Raw genomic sequence first — 25,528 nt, 5'->3', positions numbered from 1 at the left:
ATGATAGCACCGGCTGAAACTGGAATGCAAGGCACCGCGGATGGACAAGAGACAAGCTAAACGGTGTAATCCAACAAGAATGTCCGAAGAAAGATCAACCGGCTGAGCTGGCCCGTGGTTCGGCCGTCTGTGAAGGAGAGGGAACCGGTCGACGGGAGCGGAGGATTTCCTCAAGCGAGAGGAGGGCGTCGCGACCCGAATTACCCTCAATGCCCTTGCTGAGGTTCTGATCGGCATAGGTAGGTGATTCACCGGTGGACTGAGAGAGAGATCCTGTCCATCGACGGGGATCGCGGCTACCATGCTTGCGTTCCCAGGCTCGAAGACAGGCCTTGGCGATGATCTTATTGAGAGGGGCGGGATTGTAGAGCAGCTTCCTGATGCTGGTCGGGGTCAACATCAAGGGATTATAGCCCGCTGACAAGTATCCCTCCTCCAGCAGCCGCTGTTCCAGGTCGGTATTCGGCTGGATGCCCAGAAAGAACATGAGCGGAAAGACACGCGCTTCCCCTAGGATTGAGGCGACTTTTTTGTAGGCCTCGACACTCTGGAGAAGACTCTCTTCCGTTTCCTTGGGACTGTTGAGTGAATAGTTCAGGATGACCTTGCCCTTGAAGCCGGCCTCTGCCAGGTATCGACAGCCATCGTACAGGCGTTCCAGCTTAAATCCCATGTGCAGATTGTTCAGCACCTCTTGTGAGCCGGAGGTGATGGCCACCTCCAGGTCACCCACGCCCGATCGGACCATCAGCTTGGCCAGCTCCGGTGTAATCAACGATGTTCTGATGTAGCCAGACCACTCGATCTCGAGTTTTTCAGCGACGATCCGTTCGAGGATTTCGGTGCATTGAGGATAGGCTTCCCTCCCCGTAATGAACTGGGCATCAGTGAACCAGAAGCGACGGGCACCCCATTGATGATAATGCTGGGCGATGTCCTTGACGACCATGTCGGGCGGCCGGTAGCGGACTCGCTTGCCCTCAATGTAGGGATAGAGGCAGAAGGCGCAATCATAGGGACAGCCTCGTTTGGACTGCACGCCAATCGACTCACCGATGTATTCACCGTACTGAGGAAAGATCGAGGTGAGATAGGGTAAATCGACCGTCAGAGCATCAAGAAGCGCGGGTGAGCCCTGCCGGCCTTTCCGGATCTGTTTCCCTTCTTTGACGATATATCGTTCATCCTCAATCGAACGGCCTTCGATGACCTTGAGGATGGCGTCCTCTCCCTCACCGAGAATCCCGATTGTCCCTTCCGGGAGCTTTTCGATCAATTGATCGGCAAAGGCTGTAAACGCGCCGCCCCCGATCATGATCTGGGACTTTGGAAACTCTTTGCGGATCAGCCACGGGTACGACAGGATCGTATAGATGTGATTGTAGTAGCGGTAGAGCTGCTTGACGCCTTCGATCGACGCCGTGATTCGCTTGAAGGGGTTGCTGGCAAAATAGAAGTTAAACGCATGTTCCAGCGAGGAATCACCTTCATGCGGCGAAAAGATCTGAATGTCGCGCCAGGAGAAGCAGACCAGATCCGGCTTGAACTCCGTGGCGGCATCGCGGATCGCTTGACTCCGTCGCGAGACGGGAAACAGCGAGAGATCCAGAATTCGCTGTCTGACTTCCGGTTTCCGTCGATGGATAAAGTCCGCTAGGTAAGTGATCCCGATGGGATAGACCTTCTTACACGGGAGAAAAATGTACAGAATCGAGTCCACTACTCAGCACTCATTTCGTTGCGATATGAATGGCGACAATTCCGCCGCTGAGGTTTTTGTACGATACGTGGCTGAAGCCGGCCTCACGGAGGATCTGGCACAGCCGCTGCTGATCGGGAAATGTTCGGATCGACGCAGGAAGATACTCATAGACACCGGTGGTGTCCCGAGCGACCTTCGTGCCGACCCAGGGCAGGAGCGTAAAGGAGTACCAATCATACAGAGCCCGAAGCCAGCCGAACACCGGACGTGAAAACTCAAGACACACGAAGCGGCCTCCGGATTTCATCACCCGGCGGATTTCTCTTACGGCTTGCGGCAAATCCCCGACATTCCGCATGCAAAAGCCGGTTGTGACCGCATCGAACGTATTGTCGGCGAATCCCAAATGTTCCGCGCTTGCTTGTAAACACGAGATCTTATCTGCCAGACCCCTGCTCCCCACCTTCTTACTGCCTTCAGCCAGCATTGCATAATTGAGATCGGACGCAATCACACGCCCCTTGCTGCCCATGCGTGGCTGGAGGAGCAGGGCGAGGTCCGCCGTGCCGGACCCTACATCAAGCCCCACGCCTTGTTCGACCGGGGCAACATAGGAAGCCGTCATTTTCTTCCAGCGGTAGTGCAGGCCGAAGCTCAAGAGGGTGTTGTTCAGGTCATACACACCCGCGATGGCCGTGAACATTCGCTGCACGGCATCCTCGCGGGCTTGTCCGGACCAAGTCGAGACCACTTTTGCCGGAGCCTGAGGATCTTGTGCCAAGGGAGAATGATCGGACTTTACCATGCGACGGTGGTAGCACCCGGTTTCGAGCTTTGTCAAGGTAGCCAGTTACCATGCTGCTTGGTATACTCGCGGCCGCTACGGACCACCTTCGGTGTCTTCACCATGAGGCCCGCACTGCCTCTGATGCGGCAACATGTGGAATGTCTTTCTCTCACCTGCTCGATTGGATATGGTGCTCTCCATTTGAAGAGTTGGAACGCAATTGCGTTACGTGCTGGATCTACGTGATAAAAAGCTGGCCGGTAGCCTGGTGTGGAACGTCTGAGTAGAGTGGGCATCGATAGCCGAGCGAGGAGGTGACCTCATGTTTGGTTCCATGGCGCTTGAAATGGCGATCAGCCTGTCGCTGCTGTATCTGCTTCTGGGGTTGATGTGCTCCGTTCTGAACGAATGGGTAGCCGGAATCTTGAATATGCGGGCCAGGAATCTCTGGGACGGAGTGCGAAATCTGCTGTATGACTCGGAAGGGACGGGATTGGCCAAGCAGTTGTACAACCACCCTTTGATCAAGAACCTGGCAAAGCCCGGCAAGATTCCTTCCTATGTTCCGTCTCGAACCTTCGCCTTGGCTATGTTTGATTTGGTCGCCCCTGCACACGAATCGACGAAGACGAAGACGCTGCAAGATATTCGGAATGCGGTCGCCACACTCCCCAATGAGCAAATAAAAGGTGCTCTCATTGCCTTGATTGATGATGCTGAAGGCGACGTGAAGAAAGCGCGAGAGAACGTGGAGCGGTGGTATGACGATGCCATGGATCGTGTATCCGGGTGGTATAAGCGAAAAACGCAGGTGTTCATCTTGATCTGGGCATTAGCCGTCACGTTGTCCGTCAATGCCGATACGATCTTGATCGCGAATACGCTGGCTCATGACGCGACGTTGCGCGCGTCGTTAGTTGCCATGGCAGAGACAACGGCCAAAGAGCCGCTACCTCAGGACGCGAAAGGCACAACGGAGCGAGTTCAGCAGATGTCTTCTGAAATTAGGAAACTGGGGCTTCCGATCGGTTGGTCGCGCGAAGCCGGTAACCCCAGGTCAGCTCCATCCGAAGCTGGCGATTGGTCATTGAAGATCATCGGACTGGCGCTGACGACCATTGCGGTTTCTCTTGGCGCCCCATTTTGGTTTGACGTCTTGAATAAGCTCATCAACATTCGCTCCACTGGTAAGCAGCCGGAGCGGTCACGTGAAGAAAAAGAGCCGGCGCCCAAGTAATTGCCGGCTCTTCACGGCAACCGGAAACGCGACATGCTTCGGGGTCCAACCTTTGCCGTGGGACTGCTTTCTGCTCCTTGATTTCCACATGCTATAATCCTCGTCTCTTTATGGGCAACTCCATCATCATCAAGGGCGCGCGAGAGCACAACCTCAAGAACATCGACGTGGAAATTCCGCGCGACAAGCTGGTGGTGATCACCGGTTTGAGCGGGTCCGGCAAGTCCTCACTTGCCTTCGATACGATCTATGCGGAAGGACAGCGGCGGTACGTGGAGTCGCTGTCGGCTTATGCTCGGCAGTTCCTTGAGCAAATGGGAAAGCCGGATGTCGATTCGATCGAAGGGCTCTCTCCCGCCATCTCGATCGAGCAGAAGAGCACGAGCCACAATCCCCGTTCTACCGTCGGTACCGTCACGGAAATCTATGACTATCTCCGACTGCTCTTTGCCCGCGTCGGGCAACCCTACTGCTTCCAATGTGGCGAAGAGATCACCGCACAGACCGTACAGCAGATGGTCGATGCCATTGCCTCCTTGCCGGAAGGTATGAAGTTCCAGATCCTTGCCCCGATCGTGCGCGGGCGAAAGGGTGAATACCGGAAGGAACTGCAGGAGATGCGAAAGGCGGGTTATGTCCGCGCCCGCGTCGACGGCAAGCTCGTCGATTTAGGTGAGGACATTCTTCTCGACAAACAAAAGAAGCACACGATTGAGATCATCGTCGATCGGCTGGTGATGAAACCAGGCGATGCCTTGATGCGCCGACTGGCGGATTCTGTTGAAACCTCGTTGAAATTGACCGGTGGACTCGTAGCCGTCCTGACGGAGGACGGTCATACCCGCCCCTACAGTGACAAATTGGCCTGTATCAATTGCGGCGTGAGTTATCCGGAGATCACGCCCCGGGTGTTTTCCTTCAATGGTCCGCACGGCGCCTGTCCGGCCTGTGATGGCATCGGCTATGCCGTGACCCCGGGTGGTCAGGAAGAAGAAGATTTCACACTGTTGGAACCCTGCGAAGTCTGCCGTGGCGCGCGGCTCAGGCCGGAAAGTCTGTCCATCAAATTAGCCAAGAAGTCGATCTCCGAGGTGACGAAACTCTCGGTTCGTGCTGCGGCGGACTTCTTCCTGTCGCTCAAATTTACCGACCGTGAGCTGGTGATCGCGCATCGAATCCTGAAAGAAATTCGTGAACGGCTTGGTTTTCTTGTCAATGTGGGCCTGGACTATTTGACGCTCGATCGAGCCGCAGCCACCTTATCCGGTGGCGAAGGGCAACGCATTAGACTAGCCACGCAGATCGGCTCGGGCTTGGTCGGGGTGTTGTACATCTTGGACGAACCATCCATCGGGCTGCACCAACGCGACAATCGACGGTTGTTGCAGACGTTGCTGCGATTGCGAGATCTCGGCAACACGGTGGTAGTGGTTGAGCATGATGCCGAGACGATGCAGGCCGCCGACCATCTTCTCGATATGGGGCCCGGCGCAGGTTCGCATGGCGGGCATGTGATCGCGGAAGGGACGCCTCAACAAATCATGGGCAATCCCAACTCGTTGACGGGTCAGTATCTGCGCGGCGCGCAGACCGTGTCCGTGCCACAGCGGCAGCGGAAGGCGAAGGGAACGCTGTTCGTCGTCGGGGCACAGAAACATAATCTAAAGAACGTGACCGCGCGTATTCCGCTGGGACTCTTTACCTGCGTGACGGGAGTCTCCGGATCGGGAAAGAGCACCCTCGTGTTGGAGGTGCTGTTCCATTCGCTCTCGCAACTGCTCTATCACAAAAAGCCCAGGATCGATGGGTGCAAAGAACTGAAGGGGGTTGACGCGCTCGATAAGGTCATCGACATCGATCAGTCACCGATCGGCCGCACCCCTCGGTCGAACCCTGCGACGTATACCGGCCTGTTCGGCTACATCCGTGATCTCTATTCCAATTTGCCGGAGTCGCGTGTCCGTGGATACAAGCCCGGGCGATACAGTTTCAATGTCAAAGGTGGGCGGTGTGAAGCCTGTCAAGGGGACGGGCTCATCAAGATCGAGATGCATTTCCTGCCGGATGTCTATGTGACCTGCGAGGTCTGTAAGGGACAACGCTACAACCGTGAAACGCTGGAGATTCTGCATAAGGGCAAGAGCATTGCCGATGTCCTGAACATGACGGTGGACGACGCATTAGAGTTCTTCGAACATATCCCGTTGATCAAGACGAAACTACAGACCCTGCATGATGTCGGCTTGCACTATGTGAAATTGGGACAGTCGGCCACAACCCTCTCCGGCGGCGAAGCGCAGCGAGTGAAGCTGTCACGCGAACTCTCCAAGCGGGCAACAGGCCGCACGATGTACATCCTCGACGAGCCGACGACCGGCCTGCATTTTGCCGATGTCCAGCGTCTGCTCGATGTGCTGGATCGCTTGGTGGAAACCGGAAACACCGTGTTGGTGATCGAACACAATCTGGATGTCATCAAAAACGCCGATTGGATTATCGACATGGGGCCGGAAGGTGGCGATCGAGGCGGCGAGATCGTGGCCGAAGGCCCGCCGAGAGAAGTTGCGAAGGCGAAGCGGTCCTATACGGGACAGGTGCTGAAAGAGGCGGGTGTATAGAGCGGGCCAAAGGGATGAGCATTGCGGATCACCGTGATGCGATGAAGTCCGATGCGAGGCGGTTCCTTAACGATCGGCTGTGCGCCTTATCGGACGAACTGATGGAACGGCGCCCAGCACTGTTACAGCTCATGAATGGCATTGAGCGCTACGGCGAATCCTTCATGCTCACCCCTTCCGCCCGCGTTGAGGAAGGAAAAGGGGAAGTGGTGGCTGATGGCGTAATTGGCCATCAGGCTCGGATCATGTTATCCCATTCCGCGCATCCGAGGGACGCACCAGGACAAGTTGTCCTATCTGTCCCAACACATGGTTTTCTATGAAAATAATTAACTATTCTCGTTTTATCCTCTGACAACTTGTCAGTCCCGACCCTTCTCACACATCTGATGTCCTCTATCAAATAATTCAGTTTATTCCCTATTAAATCAAAGTCTCAGCGGGCCTTTCGCACGAGGGAGCTTCGTGGCCCGTCCTTTGCCTAGTATCTCCCGCAGGTCACACATGGGAGGTTTTATGAAGACAATTCCGTCAATTCCACTTTTCGTAGCGGCTCTCATCATGACGGGTATTTGGGCCGGTTCCGGTTCGACGGCATCTGCCATGAGCATTGGAAATGTGAACATGCATTCAGAGATCCCTCCAGTCGTTCTGATCGTAAATAAGGACCAATTCGAGGGGAACTGGAAACAATTCAAAGGCGATTTGAAGAAGCAATGGGGAAAATTGACAGACGATGACTTGCTCGTCATTGAAGGCAATTACGACAAGTTCGAGGGCAGGGTGCAGGAACGGTACGGAGACAAGAGAGAGGAAGTGAAACGTTGGACCGATGAATGGTTTAAGCAACACCACCCTATTAAGTCCGAGAAGACCAATAAGTAAAAGGCTGAGAATGAAACGCTTACTAACATGGTCGGTGTGCTGCGATAGCCAAAAGTCAGTGTGGAGATATGGGGAATATCTCGATTCTCTGGAGAAGCTTGTGAAAGGTTCTGCTTCATCAATCGGCGCGATGCAACCTGATCAGACTATCCTTTGTTGTCACGGTGCCAATGAAGCGAACGAGACACGTACAAACCGGTAAGCATGTAGAGCCAGTAAATTGATTCGCAGTTTTCATGGATGACCGCATGTCCGTTCGATGAACAGTTGAGGCAGCGAAGAACCGGATCGAGACCCGGTTCTTCGCACAACCAGAGGGGAATCGTATGCTCTACTATGCGCTGGTGTTCCTCATCATAGGATTTGTTGCGGCGGCGGTGGGGGCCGGTGGTGCAGCCGCCGTGGCCACGCATATTTCATGGGTATTATTTCTCATCGCGATCATCTTTCTGCTCGTCCATTTGCTGACAGGTCGCAGACCTCCGGTTAACTGACGAGGACACTCATTGCTGATTCAATAGACGCGAAAACACAACTCGAAGAAGGAGGGATCTATGGGAACGATGGGAAAAGGTTTCATTTTATGGCTCCTCGGAGTTCCGGCCAGTCTCTTGGTCTTGCTGTGGTTTTTGGGTGTTCTTCGATAAAGTCACGAGGTAGCTTGGCGTGACATGCAGCCAGATGTGTTCTCCTGTCTGAACGCGCTCTTTTCACTTCTTGTCAGCTCATCCCTTGCTCCTCCATAGGTCTTTCCGGTAATTGATCATTTCCTTTTCTGCTGTGCCCATTCAAGGGACAATAGGCCAACCGTGCCTAAAAGAGGGAGGGGTGTGTCCGATGCAGACTGTGGCGTTGTTGACGATTTCGAACATATTCATGACATTCGCGTGGTACGGCCACTTGAAATTCAAGGAATATCCCTTGTTCACGGTGATTCTGGCGAGTTGGGGTATTGCGTTCATCGAATACTGCTTTCAAGTGCCGGCCAATCGGATCGGCCATGCCCAGTTCAATGCGGCGCAACTCAAGACGATCCAGGAGGTCATCACCCTGGTCGTGTTCTCGATTTTCTCAGTCGTCTACTTGAAAGAAGCGATGAAGTGGAACTATGTGGTGGGGTTCGCGCTTATCGTGGTGGCGGTGTTCATCATCTTCAAAGAATGGTGACGATCGAGGATACGACGATGTGTTATCGTTCGAGCCGTAATCAACCTTCTCACCATCCTGCTTCTGTCCCTCGCTAGGCTTAGACCGCAGCTCGCCCGATTGATGAAACCTTACCAAGCCCGCTTGCAGCACATTCTTTAGGCCACTACAATACCGCACACATCTATCTCGGCTGTTGAGCGAAGGGGGTATGGGTATGCCGAAATCGAAAAAGACCGACTCGAGTGCGAAGTCCGAGAGTCTCGAAAAGAAATCCTCACCGGCATCCCCGTCTGCACCCCTGGCCACGGAAGATTTCGAAAAGCTCGGTGTCTTCTACCTGGGACGGCCATATGATCTCGCGGCTAAGCAAGCCAAGCCTGGTTTGCTGCTCTATGATTCCAAAGATCTCGTGACGCATGCTGTTTGCGTCGGCATGACCGGCAGCGGCAAGACCGGACTTTGTCTTGCGCTTCTTGAAGAGGCGGCGATCGACAACATTCCCGCCATTATCATCGATCCAAAAGGCGACCTTGGCAATTTGATGCTGACGTTCCCGTCGCTCCAGGGCGAAGATTTTCAGCCATGGATCAATGAGGACGATGCGCGCAAGAAATGCCTGTCGTCCATCGAGTATGCGAAGGCACAGGCTGAATTATGGACCAAGGGCTTGGCTGGATGGCAACAGGATGGCGCTCGTATACAGCGCCTCCGGGATGCTGCAGACATCGCGATTTATACGCCCGGCAGTAACGCCGGACTCCCGGTCTCTATCCTTAAGTCTTTTGCCGCGCCGACGGCTGATGTGCGTGAGGACTCCGAACTTCTGCGTGAACGAATCAGTACGACCGTGACCAGTTTGTTGGGCTTACTTGGGATCGAAGCCGATCCGATCCAAAGCCGCGAGCACATTCTCCTATCGACGATTCTGGATCAGACGTGGAAGCAAGAGGAAGATCTCGATCTTGCAGCACTGATTCAGGCCATCCAATCGCCGCCGGTGTCGAAGATCGGCGTGATGGACATAGATTCGTTTTTCCCGTCTAAGGACCGCTTTGCACTCGCGATGAAGCTGAACAATCTTTTGGCGGCTCCAGGATTTCAAGCCTGGCTGGAAGGAGAATCGCTCGATATTCAGCAGCTGCTCTACACCTCGTCGGGTAAGCCACGTCTGGCGATCTTTTCAATCGCTCATTTGAACGACGCAGAACGCATGTTTTTCGTGACGCTCTTGCTCAGTCAGATGGTCGGTTGGATGAGAGCTCAATCGGGCACCACCAGTCTGCGGGCCCTCGTGTATATGGACGAGATCTTCGGGTATTTCCCGCCCGTGGCCAATCCTCCATCCAAGCTGCCGCTGATGACTTTGCTCAAGCAGGCGCGGGCGTTTGGTTTGGGGGTCGTGCTCGCGACGCAGAATCCCGTCGATCTCGATTACAAGGGATTGGCCAATACGGGCACGTGGTTCATTGGACGGTTGCAGACTGAACGGGATAAAGCCCGAGTGTTGGAGGGGTTGGAAGGGGCTTCGACTAGCGCCGGGAAGAAATTCGACCGTGGCCGCATGGAACAAACCTTGGCAGGTCTCGGCAATCGGATCTTTCTGATGAACAATGTGCATGAGGATGAGCCGGTCGTGTTTGAGACACGGTGGTGCCTCTCCTATCTCCGTGGACCTCTGACAAGGACACAGATCAAGCAGCTGATGGATCCTGTGCGCGATGCTCAAGCGGGAGTTGGTGCGCCTCGTGCTGCCGGAAAACCAGCCAAGTCACCCAAAGGCAGCGCACGTCCCATCGTCCCGCCGGATGTCCCGCAACACTTCGTGCCATTGCGTGGGACGCAGCCTGAAGGCAGCGAGTTGATCTATGCGCCCATGTTGCTCGGCTCGTCGCAGATCCGCTTCTCCGATACGAAAAGCGGGATCGACACGATCCAGGATGTGATTGTCCTGGCACCCATGGGCGATGGCCCGGTGACTGTCGACTGGGACCGTGGAACACCAGTGGATGTGGCGGTGGCCGATCTCGAACAGAACCCAAAAGAGGGCGCGCAGTTTCTTGGCTTGCCGACAAGTGCCGGCAAGGCCAAGAGTTACGCCGACTGGAACAAGGAGTTCGGCGGTTGGCTCTTCCGGACGCAGAAAGTTGAGTTGTACAGGAGTTCCATTACCAAGGAAGTGTCTAAGCCTGGCGAATCTGAGCGCGACTTCCGAGTGCGGTTACAGCAGACCGGGCGAGAACAGCGCGACAAGGGCGCGGAGGCGCTTCGCCAGAAATACGGTTCCAAGATTGCGACACTTCAAGAACGAGTCAGGCGTGCGGAGTTGGCGAAGGAAAAGCAGCAGACCGAATCCCGTTCCAGCCAGATGCAAGCGGCGATTTCCGTGGGAGCTTCCATTCTGGGGGCCTTTCTTGGACGGAAGGCGATCAGCGCGTCAAATATCGGACGAGCCACGACTGCGATCCGGAGTGCCGGCCGCGTCATGAAAGAGTCGCAGGATGTCGGGGTAGCCGAGGAAAATGTCGCGGCGCTTCAACAGCAACTGATGGATCTCGAAGCGCAGTTCAAGTCGGAGAGCGAAGCGTTGGCTGCCGCATCCGATCCGTTGAACGAAAAACTCGAAACCATCTCTATCAAACCCACCAAGGCTAACATTGCTGTCAAACTCGTGACCCTCGCCTGGACACCCCATTGGCGTGATGCAAGGGGAAGCCTTACTTCAGGGTGGTCATAAGTTTCATATGAGTAGTGCCATACCATCGGCTCAAGGCGCTGCTGACTGATATCCACCACCTCCACTAAGGGTAATAGTGCGGTACGATCTGGGCTCTCACCGGGACTCCCTACTGGCAGGGCTTGAATGGCGGCCTCACTCGGAACCGAATTAATTCAAGGTTTCCCCTGCTCCTAGCACGATCAGGTGCCTTATCAAGCACGTAGGTGTACATCTGTAGGATTTAGAATTCACCTAAGGTATCGATTAGTTGTCATTCCCGTAGCCCTCATTCCCAGTCTTATCAAGTTTTGTGATTGACATACCGAAACACTACCTAGTTGGTTTGACGCAAGTGCCGATTGGTGGGCGGCCTAGCCTCAGACATCATGGAGAGCACAAGATGGAGGTTCATACATTCCAATATGATCGTAGTGAAGGGTGGTCCATCAAGAATCGGCCTCAGATAGATTCCCATCGGACACTGATCGTGCTGTTCGGTTCTTCCACTTTTATCGATGCGGACAACCCGATCCGCGAGTTGGTCGATGAATACCCCCATTCGACAGCCATCGGCTGCTCGACCGCCGGCGAGATTTTAGGGACGCAGATCTTCGACGAGAGCGTGAGCGCGGCGATTGTCCGATTCGATCATACGGATCTTCGGATGGCCGGTGCTCCTGCTCACTCAGCGGAAGATTCGTTCACCGCTGGGCAGCATATTGCCAGACAGCTGAACGACCCACGATTGAAAGGCATCCTTGTCCTTTCGGACGGCCTTTGTGTGAACGGGAGCGAACTGGTACGGGGCCTGAATTCAGAGGTATCCCCTTCCGTCGTGGTGACCGGCGGATTGGCCGGCGATGGTGATCGATTTCATCGGACCTGGGTGCTGCAGGACCGCCGGCCTCAATCGGGTTTTGTGACGGCTGTCGGTTACCTATGGAGATCGCATCAGGATCGGGCACGGAACAAAGGGTGGCTGGGATCGGTTCGGCCATGAGCGGCGTGTTACCAGATCAAGTGGAAACGTCCTGTTCGAGCTCGATGGCCGTCCTGCTCTTCAGCTGTATAAGGAGTATCTTGGTGATCGAGCCTCCGGTTTGCCGGCAACCGGCCTCCTCTTCCCGCTCGCACTACGTGCCCATCAAGCAGATTCCAAGAGCCTGGTTCGAACGATTCTTGCGGTGAACGAAGAGGAACAATCTCTGACCTTCGCTGGCGATATTCCGGAAGGGTCTCTCGCGCAGCTGATGAAGGCCAATTTTGATCGGCTCGTCCATGGGGCGTCCGAAGCGGCATTTTCCACCAAGTCAGCAGCCGACGCCAACTCTTGCACCTTAGCCGTTGCCATCAGTTGCGTCGGTCGACGACTCGTTCTCGGAGAGCGGACAGAAGAGGAAACCGAGGCCACTCTGGATGTGTTTCCCAAAGGGACGCAGCAGATCGGATTCTATTCCTATGGGGAAATTTCTCCGTTTACGGCGGAAACCTGCGATCTTCACAATCAGACGATGACGTTGACGACGCTGAGCGAAGCGGCGTGATTTCTCATGCACCCCCTACTGACACGACAACTGAGGCGGTTAGGCCTAGATCAAGAGCATCTCCCACCGTCGCCGGAGGTGTGGAGTGACCTGCTGGAGAGGATCAGCCGGAGCTATATGGAAGCCGATCAAGGTCATGCGCTCCTGGAACGATCGCTGGCCCTCTCTTCAAAGGAGATGCAGGATCTCTATGCGCAACTCAAACAAACCAGCGAAACTCAGCTCGCACAGGAGCGAAACAAACTCCAGGCGGTTTTGCACGCGCTGGGAGATGGACTGTGCGTCGTGGATGCGGCGTGGAAGATTCAGATGATGAATCCCCACGCCGAGCAACTGTTGGGAGAAGCCGCGCATGCCCTAGGCGATCGTCCTGTCTATCGGATGATCTCTCCGGGACCCGAAGAATACCGAGAACACTGTCTCATCACCGATGCCACGCTGCCGACGCTTGCCTCCGGCGAACCGTACCGAACGGACGATGGTTTGTTGGTGAGAACGGACGGTCAGTTTGTGCCCATCTCGCTGGTCGTGACCCCCATGCTTTCGAATGGCACCGTCACCGGCGCGGTGCTCGTGTTCAGAGACATCAGTCAGGAGAAGCGGGTAGAGCGAGAGCGGCAACAGACCGAAGGCCTTCTTCGTCGAATTCAGGCGGGGTTGTCGGAAGTGGCCAAAAGCCCGCAAGTCTACGGGGGTAATCTTCAAGAAGCATTTCAAGCCGTCACACGCGTGGCAGCGGAGTGTCTTCATGCAGCGAGAGTCAGTATCTGGTTCTTTACGGCGGATCGGTCCGCCATTCAGTGCGTCAATCTCTATCAATTGACCACTCGAGAACATTCCCAAGGCCTCGAACTGTCGGCGATCGCATATCCCCGGTATTTTCAGGAGCTGGATACCGAGCGAATCGTATCAGCCGATGATGCGCAAGCCGATCCGAGGACTGCGGAATTTGCCGAGGGGTATTTGGCGCCGCTGGGGATTACGTCCATGCTCGACGTTCCGATTCTCTCGGAAGGCAGGATGATCGGTGTGATCTGTCATGAGCATATCGGCCCTATGCGACGTTGGACGCGCGAAGAGCAACATTTCGCCACGTCCATCGCCAATGCGGTGGCTTTAGCCATCGAGGCTGCCGATAGACGGAAGGTTGAGCAGGCGTTGCGAACCAGTGAAGAACGGCTGACGATGACGGTCCAGAGCGCGAACATTGGGATTTGGGACTGGGATTTGAAATCGAATGTTGTGTATCTCTCGCCTGAATGGAAGCGGCAACTTGGGTATGAGGATCACGAGTTGGGCAATACATTCGCGGAGTGGAAAAGCCGGCTCCACCCTGAGGATTACGACCGTGTTTGGAATACCATCGAGGCGTATTTGCTCGCACGGCCATCTCGATTCGAACTTGAGCATCGTCTTCGTCATAAGAACGGCTCCTATCGGTGGATTCTTGGGCGCGGGACTGCGATCAAGAGCGACGCTGCGTTGTCGAACCGTATGGTCGGAATCAATATCGATGTCACTGATCAAAAATCGGCAGAAGAAACGCTTCGTCATGCCAAGGAAACTGCCGAGGCCGTCAGTCGCGCCAAGAGTCAGTTCCTGGCAAACATGAGTCACGAAATTCGCACTCCCATGAACGGAGTGTTGGGCATGGCGGATCTTTTGCTGCGATGTGCGCTTGGTCACAGAGAGCGGCATTTGGCGGAATCGATCCACCGATCCGGCACGGTATTACTCGCCATCATCAACGACATTTTGGACTTTTCGAAGATCGAGGCCGGGAAACTGCAGCTTGAGGCGATTCCCTTCGAAGTTCGTCGGACGATCCAGGAAGCGGTTGATCTGTTAGGACCGGCAGCGCAGAAGAAACAGCTGACACTTTCCTGGCAGATCGACCGTGATATCCCTGGGTATCTGCTCGGCGATCCGATCCGGCTGAGACAAATCGTCGTGAATCTGGTCGGAAATGCCGTCAAATTCACGGAACAGGGAAGCATTAAGGTATGTGTTGCTCTTGAGGATCAGAGGGGGGATCTGCACGGACTATCCGTTACGGTCCATGATACCGGCATCGGCATTGCTCCCGAAGTTCAAGCCCACATCTTCGACGCATTTTCCCAGGCCGATGGTTCGACCACCAGGAAATACGGTGGGACCGGCTTGGGGCTCGCAATCGTCAAGCAGCTTGTCACATTGATGGGTGGAAACATCGAGCTCTGGAGTCATCCGGGTAAGGGGTCTATCTTCGGGTTTACCGCCTATTTCGCGCAATGCAATCCCGTTCACAGCCCGGTGTTATCTCCCATCTTAGGAGGACATGAGGTTGAGTCTGAAAACGTCGATCATCAACCGGTCGGATCCGCCGAAGTGCGCATTCTGCTGGTTGAGGACAACCCGGTGAACCGCGAGGTCGCGTACGGCATGCTGGAAGCGTTCAATTGCCTGATCGATACCGCTGAGAACGGGCGAGAAGCGGTCGCAGCAACAGCCGTGACGGACTATGCGCTCGTCTTCATGGATTGCCAGATGCCTGAGATGGACGGTCTTGCCGCAACCCGGTTGATCAGAGAACATGAAGCCCAGCGAGTGGGGGATATAGGCATCCGCCGGGTGCCGATCGTGGCTCTGACGGCGCATGCGATGCAGGGAGACCGGGACCTTTGCCTGGCCGCCGGCATGGACGACTACCTGACGAAACCCTATACACCTTCACAACTCGAACATGTATTGGCTCGTTGGCTGCCGAGGGGGAAAGCCGAGCCAGTAGAAGGGTGCGGCGTAACGCCGAGTTCGCCATCGCTGGAGACGTGTGGCCGACAACCAACCGTTCCTCAGAGAGTGGGGACTCGTGATGACACACGTGTTGACGTGACGATCATCGATCAAGCGGCGTTGGCTGCCATCCGCGAATTGCAACGGCCTGGCCACCCGGACATCTTCGCTCGCATCTTGTCTGAATACATCGACGCGTCACCAGCGATGATCGATCGGATACGCCGCGCTGTCCTGTCAAAGAATGCGGCTGAGTTGCGGGCTTCCGCGCATTGTCTGAAGTCGAGCAGCGCCCAACTCGGAGCCTCCGTTCTAGCTGCCGACTGTCGCGAATTGGAACTGATGGGTGCCGGTCAAGATCTGGATCGTGCTCACGAAATCTTGAGCGAACTCGAGCAACATTACACGGCTGTGTGTACCGCCTTTCAAGCAGAGCTGGAGAAGGGGAGGTCCGCAGCATGATGGAAGAGCATTGCCCGACCGTTCTGATCATCGACGATGATTCCGTCGCGCGATTGCTGGCCCGTGAAGCGCTTGAGCAATCAGGCTGGTTGGTTGAAGAGGCCGAACATGGTCGACGAGGGCTTGAGGTGTTCGTCAGGACCCGTCCTGATCTGGTGCTGTTGGACATCATGATGCCTGAAATGGATGGATTTGCCGTCTGTGCCGAGTTGCGGCGGTTGCCGGAAGGCATGCATACACCTGTACTCATCATGACAGGGCTGGAAGACTATCAGTCCGTTACTCAAGCGTATGATGCCGGAGCTACCGATTTCATCGTCAAGCCGATCAATGGCCTGTTGCTGAAACACCGGGTGCGATACATGTTACGAGCCGGTCAAGCCATGCAAGAATTGCGGGACAGCCAGGACAAGCTGGTTCAGGCTCGAGACGGGGCTCTTGAAGGGGCTCGGTTGAAATCTGAATTTCTTGCCACGATCAGCCATGAGATTCGTACTCCAATGAACGGCATTATCGGGATGGATGAATTGTTGCTTGAGACCGAGCTGACGCCGGAGCAGCGGGATTGTGCCGAGACGATTCGGCTGTCCGCCAAAGCCTTGCTCGAAATCGTGAACGATATCTTGGACTTTTCCAAATTGGAATCAGGGCGAGTCATGCTCATCCGGGAGGAATTTGTGTTGAGTGCGGTGATCAACGAGAATCTCGCTCTGTTTCAAGAGCGGTCGGAAGAGAAAGGTCTTCTCCTTCGTCACGAAATCGCATCGACGGTGCCGATGAAGCTCTGGGGCGATCCGGTCCGTATCGGCCGTCTTCTATCGGTATTGCTCAGCAACGCTGTGAAATTTACCGAGCGGGGAGAGGTTTGGTTGCGTGTCCAACTGGTTGCGCCATCGTCCGGCGAGTTGTCGTCTGGGCTGCAACCAGGGGCCAGCCGTATCCGATTTCTCGTCAGTGACACCGGGATCGGGATCAGTAAGTCGGCTGCCTACCGATTGTTCCAGCCGTTTGTGCAAGCAGACGGGTCCGATCGACGCAGGTATGGCGGGACCGGGTTGGGATTGGCACTCGCCAAACAGCTCGTCGAGCTGATGGGCGGAACGCTGGAATTCGAAAGTGAGCCCGGGAAAGGAAGCCAATTTTGGTTTGATTTATCGCTTGCTCGAGCCAGTGATAGTCGGAAGCCGGCTTTCGAGCCTGGGAATGCGCTGGTCATGATGAAAGACGTGGTCAGTCAGACCGTTCTTGTGAGAACGTTAGAAAAACTCGGCTGTCGAGTTCAAACGGTCATTTCCGTGGAGGAACTGAGAAGTCTACGCCCCATACCGACACCGCTGTTGCTATTTGCGGATTTCGACCGGGTGGTCGATGAGACGGAACGCATGAACGTGCTGCAACTCAAGGAACGTTTACCAAGCCTTCACATAGTCGCCCTCGGGCGCGGGCTATCCGACAGCGATCTTCCTGCCAATAGGACGTGTCACATCGACGGATATCTCGATGGACCACTCACTGTCGAAGCGATCAAGTCTGTGACCGCCTCGTGGGTTCCTGAAGTACTCTCACGCTAGCGTATTGTCGCGCTCGCACGCTGTTCGTAGTTATTGCCGGGCCGGCCTTGATTCAAATGGAGACCGGTCATGCACGCCTACCTGTGACGAACTGGTTCCATGAAGCGTTCAGTGCTTCTTGTCTTTCTGCATGATCTTATCGGTCCAGGCCAAGAGGATGGCCGAGGCCAAGAAAGTCATGTGGATAAAGATTTTCCACTTGATATGTTCAGGGTTCTCGTTCGCCACGTCGACGAAGGCTTTCAGGAGATGAATGCTGGAGATCCCTATCAGCGAGGCCGCGAGTTTGATTTTGATCGTCCCGGGATCGACGTGTGTGAGCCAATCCGGGCGGTCCGGATGCTGTTCCAAATCCAGCTTGCTGACGAACGTTGCGTACCCGCCGATCACGACCATGGTCAGCAAATTGGCCACCATGGTCACGTCAATCAAACCCAAGACTCCTAGCATGAACACGGTTTCATTCATTTGGTTGATGTGGATTACCATTTCCCAGAGCTCGAGGAGAAATTTGTAGGCGTACAGCAGTTCCGCGACGATGAGGCCGGCATAGAGCGGTGCTTGAATCCATCGACTGGCGAAGACGACCGCCTCGAACACCGCCTCGACCTGATTGCTGGCTGAGTGAGAGGGCTTAGGTGATGAAAGTGTCTCTCGGGATTCGGACAAACGAGCGTCGGACATTAACACCTCCTCACAGTCGAACGATGACACATCTGGGGAAAATAGAATCGACGGTGAGGTGTATCCTAGTCAGTGACTTCCAAGGTGTCAATTCTATCGACTGAGCGTGCTGCACGGTGAAGCAGCTCACCCCGTCTCCGAGTCGCAGGCCCTGTCGGACTTAGGGAGTGTCCAGGGGTAATTGCGAACCAGAGCCTTTAAAACTTCCGGCATAGAAGGCGGCAATCTGCGACCGTCGTCCGATACTCAGCTTTGAATAGATATTTGAGAGGTAGTTCTTGATGGTCTTTTCGCTCAGCCGTAGATCATGCGCGATCTCTTTATTCGTCAGGCCTCTCGCTACCAAGGGCAGGAGCCGTTGCTCCTGAGGAGAAAGGAGCGGGCGTTTCGATTGCCCCGGCTCACTGTACAGATTCTTCAGCCATTCCAACGTATGTTTTGTCAACCGCGGGTCAATGAGCGCTTGTCCGGAAGCCACGGTCCGAATGGCACGCACGAGAGCCTTGGAAGCGATGTCTTTGAGGATGTATCCGTGAGCGCCGGCGAGAATCGCTTCCAACACGGTATGATCATCCGCAAAACTCGTCAGGAACAGTACACGGGTTTGAGGACACTTCGTAAGAATTTCGCGGGCGGCGTCCACCCCGCTCCCGTCCGGTAATCGGATGTCCAGCAGCACGAGATCCGGCTTGAGCCGGAGACAGAGTTTTTTTGCTTCCTCCATTCGCTTTCCCTGGCCCACGACCTTCATCCCGGGTGTGAGATTGAGGACAGCACAGAGACCGATGCGCACCACTTCATGATCATCCACGATGACCAGCCGAATCAGTGGGGATCTATTCATAGACAGTGCCCTTTTTCAATGGAATATCCACGGTAATAGTTGTGCCCAGCCCCGGCGTGCTATCGAGAGCAAACGTGGCAAGGAGGCGTCTGGCGCGGGCTGCCATATTGCTGAGTCCGTGACCCGTGCGACGCTTGCGCTTGGGAGCAAAGCCGACGCCGTCGTCACCGATGACTAAACGGATCGTATTATCCATCAGACTCAGACACACCCATCGACGGGAGGCACGAGCATGGCGCATGCTATTGCTGAGAGCCTCGCGTGCGATACTGAGGAGTTGCTCTCCCAGTTGGGGAGTGATGAAGGACAGGACGGGGGTCTTGATGTCCAGCTCAGGTGTGGTATGGTCGGCGCCTGTCATCGAAGCGGTCAGTTGTTCCAGTGCTTGTCCGAAGTCCAACTTCGCGGGCGTCCGTTGGGTCAATGGGGCAATGAAGCGCCGAACATCGACCATGAGGTTGTTGAGTTGGGTGACGGCTTGAGTCATATGCGCTTTCGACCGGCGGGTGGAGCGTCCCAAGGAGAGCTTGCCGGCCTCCAGCTGCATACCGACGGCATAGAGCGCTTGCAAAATGTTATCGTGCAGATCCCGGCTCAATTGCTCTCGTTCTTCAGTCGCCAGCTTGCGCTCGGTGATATCCTGAATTGCGGCAAGGAGAAAGGGTCCGGTTTTGTCTGATAACTCGATACGGGTCGCCTTGACTGAGACCCAAATGATTTCACCTGATTTCCTAATGTACCGTTTTTCATAGGCGTAGCTCGATCGGACTCCTCGAAAAAACTCATCCGTCAATACGATGTTGGCCGAGAGATCATCCGGATGCGTATATAGGGCGTACGTGCTTCCGACGATTTCATGCTCTTCATACCCCGTTAACTCACACAAGGCTTTGTTGGCGCAGATCGTGCACCAGTCTTGATCCAGAATACACAGCCCGACCGGAGCTTCCGCGACAAAATGCTGGAGCCTCAGCTCGCTATCACGTAGCGCTTTCTCGGCGCGCTTCTGCTCGGTAATATCACGAAAACTCCAGACACGGCCGACGATTTCCCCGGCGAGAATCTGAGGTCGTGAAAAGCGCTCGAAGACGCGTCCATCGTTGAATTCGAGCACATCGAAGCTTTCTTGTTCACGATACGTATAGAGCTCGCGAACCTTCCTCAAGAAGGCTTGAGGGTCCCGAAGTTGGTCCGCCATAAACGCCAGCAATGCCGCGTCGTCTCGGTTATCGGCCAGTGTGTGTGGAATATTCCATAGATGTAGGAAGCGCTGGTTGACACTCGTCACCGTACCTTGTCGATCGATGACGAGTAAACCGTCGGCGACTGAGTTGATGGCGGCTTGCAGGAGTGAATACGAGCGTTTCCGCTCGGAGATGTCGCGAACGAAGGCGAAGTTGTATTCACGGCCTTCGACGGCAACGAAATTGGCGACAACTTCGACGGGATAGGTTTCTCCCGATTGAGCACGGTGTCGTGATTCGAAGCGGAGGCGGCCTGACCGGCGCAGCTCTTCCCAATGTTCAGGCCACCGGTCCATCTGATGATCGGGATCGATATCGGCAACGGTCATGCGGAGGAGTTCTTCATGTGTGTACCCCAACCGCTGACAGGACGCGTCGTTGACGTAGAGAAAGCGCGCTGATTTGTCGATCCAAAAGACGAGGTCGGCGGACCGGTCGACAGCGATCTGGGTGAGACGCAGGGCTTGCTCAGCACGTTTGACGTGGGTCATGTCACGTGACACGCCGACCAAGCCGACGATCCGGCCGGTCCGATCCCGGTGAGGGGTTTTGATCGAATAGAAAGTCCGAGATTCTCCCTTCATCGGAAGAATCTCCTCAAATTGTCGCTGCACAGCTCCAGAAAAAACCTTTTGATCATCGGCCATGAGACGCGTTGCGATGGCCGGAGGAAAGATTGCGTCATCGCTCTTCCCAATAATTTCGGTGGTAGACTTTCCAATGACCAGCGCTCCGGCTGAATTGATGAACCGGTAGCGTCCATCGCCATCTTTCATGAAAATCGCGTCAGTCGCCGTTTCGATGACCGCCCGTAAAAGCGCTTCTTGTTCTTTCAAGGCTTGTTCAGAGTCTCTTCGCAGGAGTTCTCCACTGATCCAGCGCGCCATGAGTTGTAAAAAATCCTTGTCGGCTTGGCTAAAGCGGTTGGGAGAAGGCTCGGGTCCCATAAAACAGATTGTGCCGTGTGGCCGCTCTTGATCGATCAATGTGGTGCCGATGTAGCATTCAAGTCCGAGGTTCTTATAGCCGGGATGGTTGGACCACGCTGAGGCTCCGACATGGTTAAAGCACACGACATCATTCGCCTTCAACGTCTCGCCACAACAGGTCTGAGACAACGGCATGCGCATGCCGGGCGTGAAAGAGCCATTTGACGGCCAAACGTGCGTCAGCTCCAGTTGATCGCCGCGAACACTGGTGACGAAGCCGATGGGGAGGTGAAAACGGCGACAGCCGATCTCCAAGACGGTTTGAATGCGCTGGTCGAAGGTGAGCCCGGGATGTGACGTGGCTTCATGCAACGATCGGATTGCCTGTTCGCTTTTTCGCAAATGGGTTTCTGCCTGCTTTCGATCATCGATATGCTGAACAACGGCGATGAAATAGGCCGGATTGCCTGAGGCATTCCGGACAAGCGAAACGGTCAAGTCGACCCATGTCCAGGTGTTGTCGCTCCGACGATACCGCTTTTCCATCGAGTAGGAAGGACGTTTTCCCTCGAGCAATTCGTCAAGATAGTCAAGATTGGCTGCGAGGTCATCGGGATGTGTGAGTTCTTGAAACCTCGTCCGGAACATCGTCTCCAACGAATACCCCAACATCCCGCACAGGTGCGAATTTACTCTGAGAAACCGTCCGTCTAAGTCGAGCTGGGCAATTCCGACTCCCGCATGTTCATAGAGCGCTCTCCAGCGCATCTCGCTCTCCCGAACTTGCTCTTCGGCGAGGCGACTTTCGGTGATGTCGCGTACGATGCAACCCACTGTGGCCTGATGTTCCCCACTCGCCGGGATGAGTGTTAAGGTCCCGGCAAAGTGTCGTAAAGCCCCTTCCAACGGTACGATGTATTCAACCGTGGCTGTTTCGCCTGTATCGACGACCTGACGAATCGCGGTGAGATAATGCGCGCCGGCTTCAGGTCCGAAGACATCCGTGACGTGTCTGCCGATGAGATCTTGTTTGGGAAGAAGAAGTTTATCTTCGTTCCGGGTCCACACGTTGAGATATCTCCCGTCCCGGTCGAATTCAAACGCCAAGTCGTCCAGAGCGTCCAGGAATGAACGGAGGCGAGCTTCGCTCTTGACCTTGGCTTCCTCGGCTCGTCTCAGGTCCGAGAGATCGACATACAAGCCGACGGCCATCGAGAGCTGTCCGAACTCGTCATGGACGCAGACGGGCCAAAGGAGGAGGTCGAGTATCTGACCGTCCTTTCGTCGGCGTCTGAGCTCCACCGGGCCGGCCAACTCTCCGTTGATCCCCGCTTGCCATAATGCATCGGCCGTTGCTTCCTCACCCGGGGGAACATAAGGGAGTTCACGCCCCAACACCTCCTCTTCAGACCAGCCGAACAGGCGTGTGGCAGCATGGTTCCAGCTGATCACCCGTCCTTCTCGATCAAGACGGACGAGTGGGAATGCCGATTCTTCGACAAGCGTATAGAGCAAACGCGAGGCTTCATGCAGCTGGGTTTGAGCCCGCCTACGCTCGGTGATGTCTTCACAGACGACGAGCACAAAGATGCGGCCGGTTTGGTCGTGAATCGCGCGCGCCCGCTCTTTGACCCACAGCCGTGTTCCGTCGCTCCTGATCTTTTGAACTTCCCACTGTAAAGGCGAGTATGGAGTGGCCGCACAGGCTTTGAGTTGTGACAACACGGTCTGCTGATCCTTTGGGTCAAGCACGTTCAGGATCGATTGGCCGATGAGGTCCTCTTTGGGATATCCGAGTTGATCCGCACCAAAGCGGTTCACGGATAACACGGTCCCGTCGGGAGTCAGCGTGAAGTACATGAAGGGGTTCTGCTCATACAGCGATTGGTAGGATAGCTCACTGGCCCTGAGCGCTGATTCAGCCTGTTGTCTCCGCTCGATTTCTTTCTTGAGATCGAGCACGGCCTGTTCTGATCCTGTCGCGTGTTCACGGACATGTGCTTCAAGTGTTTCTTGAATGCCTTGTTGGACCGGTTCCGACTGTTGACACGCGGTGATATCTTCAATAGTGCCGACCATGCCCGCCACGGGTTTGTTCCCGTTGCACATGGCCCGGCCGCGGCACGCAACCCACCGGATGGTTCCACGCGGAGTCATGATGCGATGTTCGATGCGATAGAACGTCCGGTCTTCCACTGCCGTCGCCATGGCGGCGCTGAACGGCTGACGGTCCTCTGGGTGGACGAGGGCGATGAATCCTTGATAGGTGCCGTCGAAGGATCCGGGAAGAAGGCCGAAGATCCGTTCGGTTTCCAAGGACAAGATGACACGATTCGTGCTGACTTCCCATTCCCATGTTCCGACCTGGGCAGCCCCAAGCGCCCACGCTTGTGCGAGGAGATGGTCTTGTCCTGCATTGGCTAAAGCCTGCTGCAGTTCGAGGACTTGATGCCGTAACTGGGCAAGTTCGACGGACAGTGCCCGATCAGTATTCGATGGCGAACCCATAGAGACGAATCTCGGTGTTTAGGTCGGATGAAACTGCGAGGCGAGCCCGTTCTCCTTCGCAGATGGACCGATCCTGGAACAACAATTAGGGAATAGCATAGAGCCCGTCGATCCTACAAGACCAGAAGGGGGGTGGGATAAAGAAGTTTTCACGAGGACAGGCGAGCGCTAGAAGGTCACAGGAGCCCTAGAATTTAGGACTTCGGGCGGCCCCGGGCACATGTGTTTCCTTCATAAACCAGGCGACGGCTTCCGTTCGACGTTTGACATGCAGCTTATCGAAGATATTCGCCAGGTAATTTTTCACCGTCTTATCGCTCAAACGAAGCTGGACCGCAATCTCTTTGTTTGTTTTTCCTTCCGCCAGGAGAGGCAGAATGAGGCGTTCCTGCGGGGATAATCGGGAGACTCCTTGGGGAGTCACGCCCAGATGTGAGCTGGTCCGAATCCAGTGGAGCGCCTGCTGGGTCACTCGTGGGTCCAGATAGCCCTGACCGGTGGCGACGGTGCGAATGGCACGGATGAGGTCATCCATGCGGACATCCTTGAGCACATATCCATGCGCCCCGTTCTGAACGGCAGCCATCACCGTGGTATCCTCGGCGTAACTGGTGAGGACGAGAATCCGCAGCTTCGGTGCAACGGCCAGAAGCCGTCGGCAGGCTTCAGTGACTGAAGCGTCGGGAAGTTTCACATCAAGCAGGACCATCTGAGGGTTGAGACGCTCAACGATCGCCACACCGTCCGCGATAGTCCCGGCCTCTCCCACGATCGTCATATCCGGTTCAAGGTGCAGCAGGGCGCGCAGCCCCCTGCGGACCATCTCATGGTCATCCACAAGCACGATGCTGGTCGATGGTTGTTTCATACAGGGGTGAGAAGGGGTTCCAATGAAAACTCCGCAATGACTTGCGTGCCTCCTCCACTCTTCGACTGCACCCACAATCTCCCGCCGAGTTTCTTGGCTCGAGCTTCCATATTGATAAGCCCGTATCCACGTGGTTGCCCTACAGCCGTGGAAAACCCAATACCATCGTCGGAGATGCTGACGCGAATTCTCGTTTCTTTCATGCGAATCGAGACCACGGCTCGGGTCGCCTGAGCGTGGCGAGCGCAGTTACTGAGAGCCTCTCGGACGATATTCAAGATCTCGCGCTCTTCCTCATTCGTCAACACCTCAATGGCGCTGCGCTGAAGATCCAGCTTCATGTGCAACCGGTTTGTTTGCTCATAGGTCGTGCATAGTGTGTTGAGTTCCGAGGACAAGTCAAACTCTTGGACGGTACCGGACTCCAATTCGTGAATCATCCCGCGGATTTCATGAATGAGTTGATTGATCTGCCAGATCATCCGGCTATCGGTTTCTTTGGTTTCCACTGAGTGATTACTCCGGGTCCGTTGAGAGGTTTCAATAGTAAGGCCAATGGCATACAGCGATTGCAACACGCAGTCATGCAAGTCTCGACCAATCCGGGTACGATCTTCCAATAGTTTATGCAATCGGCGTTCGGTCGCTTTGAACGCGATCGTCAGTTCACCCGCGCAAGGTTCCAATTGACACACGCCGAGGGATTCCTTGAGCGGTCGAACTGACTGGGTGACTGACAGGGCTGGGGTTGGGCGGAGTCCCCCGTCCAACAGTTGAAACTTTGTCCTGCCTTCTGTCACGCGTACCTCCTTTTTTCCGGTCTTCTTGCCTGAGTTCCACCAAAGCCGCCGAAACCGCAGCATCTAGTTGTATCGTCATTATCTACGTGATTGCGGACGGAAAATCACCTGGCGGGTCCGCCAGGTGACGTTTCCTTAGTTGAAATGGTTCCATTCGCCTCCCCTACTAGACAATCGGCCCTATATGGGCTCCGCATCAGGCCATACT

Annotated in this window: 16 protein-coding genes and 1 pseudogene; 10 read left to right on the top strand and 7 right to left on the bottom strand. The window is 55.2% G+C overall.

Translation table 11 applies throughout. The features are described 5' to 3' along the window. Window positions 1-94: 94 nt before the first annotated feature. Both H8K03_08840 and H8K03_08835 read right to left on the bottom strand, forming a co-directional pair. A complete protein-coding gene (locus H8K03_08840) occupies window positions 95-1,720 on the bottom strand; it encodes a radical SAM protein (GenBank protein UVT21981.1) in 1,626 nt (541 codons plus the stop codon). A gap of 10 nt (window positions 1,721-1,730) precedes the next feature. Beyond that, complete coding sequence (locus tag H8K03_08835) at window positions 1,731-2,507, bottom strand: class I SAM-dependent methyltransferase (GenBank protein UVT21980.1); 777 nt, start codon at window positions 2,505-2,507, stop codon at window positions 1,731-1,733. A 304-nt stretch (window positions 2,508-2,811) separates the two neighbouring features. Here H8K03_08835 and H8K03_08830 point away from each other — a divergent pair, with 304 nt between their 5' ends. The 10 genes and pseudogenes from H8K03_08830 (at window position 2,812) to H8K03_08785 (ending at window position 17,443) form a co-directional block, all read left to right on the top strand. Next, complete coding sequence (locus H8K03_08830; GenBank protein ID UVT21979.1) at window positions 2,812-3,726, top strand: hypothetical protein; 915 nt, start codon at window positions 2,812-2,814, stop codon at window positions 3,724-3,726. 110 nt (window positions 3,727-3,836) lie between these two features. Further along, window positions 3,837-6,344 carry an excinuclease ABC subunit UvrA gene (uvrA, locus tag H8K03_08825; protein ID UVT21978.1) on the top strand — a complete coding sequence of 836 codons (2,508 nt, stop codon included), beginning with the start codon at window positions 3,837-3,839 and terminating at the stop codon, window positions 6,342-6,344. Between the two features lie 14 nt (window positions 6,345-6,358). Further along, window positions 6,359-6,667, top strand: a complete 309-nt coding sequence (locus H8K03_08820; protein UVT21977.1) for a hypothetical protein — start codon at window positions 6,359-6,361, stop codon at window positions 6,665-6,667. A gap of 301 nt (window positions 6,668-6,968) precedes the next feature. Next, window positions 6,969-7,229: a CsbD family protein gene (locus H8K03_08815; protein ID UVT22424.1), complete on the top strand. Its 261-nt coding sequence runs from the start codon at window positions 6,969-6,971 to the stop codon at window positions 7,227-7,229. A gap of 326 nt (window positions 7,230-7,555) precedes the next feature. After that, window positions 7,556-7,723, top strand: a complete 168-nt coding sequence (locus tag H8K03_08810) for a DUF1328 domain-containing protein (protein ID UVT21976.1) — start codon at window positions 7,556-7,558, stop codon at window positions 7,721-7,723. A gap of 343 nt (window positions 7,724-8,066) precedes the next feature. Beyond that, a complete protein-coding gene (locus tag H8K03_08805) occupies window positions 8,067-8,396 on the top strand; it encodes a DMT family protein (GenBank protein ID UVT21975.1) in 330 nt (109 codons plus the stop codon). A 280-nt stretch (window positions 8,397-8,676) separates the two neighbouring features. Then, window positions 8,677-11,112, top strand: coding sequence for an ATP-binding protein (locus H8K03_08800; protein ID UVT22423.1), 2,436 nt, complete (start codon window positions 8,677-8,679; stop codon window positions 11,110-11,112). 382 nt (window positions 11,113-11,494) lie between these two features. After that, window positions 11,495-12,638 (top strand): annotated as a pseudogene (locus H8K03_08795) (FIST C-terminal domain-containing protein). Between the two features lie 117 nt (window positions 12,639-12,755). Then, window positions 12,756-15,872, top strand: coding sequence for a PAS domain S-box protein (locus tag H8K03_08790; protein ID UVT21974.1), 3,117 nt, complete (start codon window positions 12,756-12,758; stop codon window positions 15,870-15,872). Next, window positions 15,869-17,443, top strand: coding sequence for a response regulator (locus H8K03_08785; GenBank protein UVT21973.1), 1,575 nt, complete (start codon window positions 15,869-15,871; stop codon window positions 17,441-17,443). The genes H8K03_08790 and H8K03_08785 overlap by 4 nt, the downstream gene beginning before the upstream one ends. A gap of 108 nt (window positions 17,444-17,551) precedes the next feature. Here H8K03_08785 and H8K03_08780 read toward each other — a convergent pair whose 3' ends face one another. From H8K03_08780 to H8K03_08760, 5 genes are all read right to left on the bottom strand, one after another. Then, window positions 17,552-18,127, bottom strand: coding sequence for a TIGR00645 family protein (locus H8K03_08780; protein ID UVT21972.1), 576 nt, complete (start codon window positions 18,125-18,127; stop codon window positions 17,552-17,554). Between the two features lie 160 nt (window positions 18,128-18,287). After that, window positions 18,288-18,971 (bottom strand): response regulator transcription factor, encoded by a 684-nt coding sequence (locus H8K03_08775; GenBank protein ID UVT21971.1) that lies wholly within the window; start codon window positions 18,969-18,971, stop codon window positions 18,288-18,290. Beyond that, a complete protein-coding gene (locus H8K03_08770; protein UVT21970.1) occupies window positions 18,964-23,652 on the bottom strand; it encodes a PAS domain S-box protein in 4,689 nt (1,562 codons plus the stop codon). The genes H8K03_08775 and H8K03_08770 overlap by 8 nt, the downstream gene beginning before the upstream one ends. 187 nt (window positions 23,653-23,839) lie before the next feature. Further along, window positions 23,840-24,520, bottom strand: a complete 681-nt coding sequence (locus H8K03_08765; GenBank protein ID UVT21969.1) for a response regulator transcription factor — start codon at window positions 24,518-24,520, stop codon at window positions 23,840-23,842. Continuing rightward, complete coding sequence (locus H8K03_08760) at window positions 24,517-25,320, bottom strand: sensor histidine kinase (protein UVT21968.1); 804 nt, start codon at window positions 25,318-25,320, stop codon at window positions 24,517-24,519. The genes H8K03_08765 and H8K03_08760 overlap by 4 nt, the downstream gene beginning before the upstream one ends. Window positions 25,321-25,528 lie beyond the last annotated feature (208 nt).

The sequence above is a fragment of the Nitrospira sp. genome, from assembly GCA_024760545.1.
Taxonomy (GTDB): domain Bacteria; phylum Nitrospirota; class Nitrospiria; order Nitrospirales; family Nitrospiraceae; genus Nitrospira_D.
The sequence above is the reverse complement of the archived record's forward strand: the minus strand, read 5'-3'. Positions and strand labels throughout refer to the sequence as shown.

What these genes read in the sequence shown, in the direction of transcription:
- H8K03_08835 (UVT21980.1), bottom strand. Translation starts at nt 2,507, where the DNA reads ATGGTAAAGTCCGATCATTCTCCCTTGGCACAAGATCCTCAGGCTCCG.
- H8K03_08830 (UVT21979.1), top strand. Translation starts at nt 2,812, where the DNA reads ATGTTTGGTTCCATGGCGCTTGAAATGGCGATCAGCCTGTCGCTGCTG.
- uvrA (UVT21978.1), top strand. Translation starts at nt 3,837, where the DNA reads ATGGGCAACTCCATCATCATCAAGGGCGCGCGAGAGCACAACCTCAAG.
- H8K03_08820 (UVT21977.1), top strand. Translation starts at nt 6,359, where the DNA reads ATGAGCATTGCGGATCACCGTGATGCGATGAAGTCCGATGCGAGGCGG.
- H8K03_08815 (UVT22424.1), top strand. Translation starts at nt 6,969, where the DNA reads ATGCATTCAGAGATCCCTCCAGTCGTTCTGATCGTAAATAAGGACCAA.
- H8K03_08810 (UVT21976.1), top strand. Translation starts at nt 7,556, where the DNA reads ATGCTCTACTATGCGCTGGTGTTCCTCATCATAGGATTTGTTGCGGCG.
- H8K03_08805 (UVT21975.1), top strand. Translation starts at nt 8,067, where the DNA reads ATGCAGACTGTGGCGTTGTTGACGATTTCGAACATATTCATGACATTC.
- H8K03_08790 (UVT21974.1), top strand. Translation starts at nt 12,756, where the DNA reads ATGGAAGCCGATCAAGGTCATGCGCTCCTGGAACGATCGCTGGCCCTC.
- H8K03_08785 (UVT21973.1), top strand. Translation starts at nt 15,869, where the DNA reads ATGATGGAAGAGCATTGCCCGACCGTTCTGATCATCGACGATGATTCC.
- H8K03_08780 (UVT21972.1), bottom strand. Translation starts at nt 18,127, where the DNA reads ATGTCCGACGCTCGTTTGTCCGAATCCCGAGAGACACTTTCATCACCT.
- H8K03_08775 (UVT21971.1), bottom strand. Translation starts at nt 18,971, where the DNA reads ATGAATAGATCCCCACTGATTCGGCTGGTCATCGTGGATGATCATGAA.
- H8K03_08770 (UVT21970.1), bottom strand. Translation starts at nt 23,652, where the DNA reads ATGGGTTCGCCATCGAATACTGATCGGGCACTGTCCGTCGAACTTGCC.
- H8K03_08765 (UVT21969.1), bottom strand. Translation starts at nt 24,520, where the DNA reads ATGAAACAACCATCGACCAGCATCGTGCTTGTGGATGACCATGAGATG.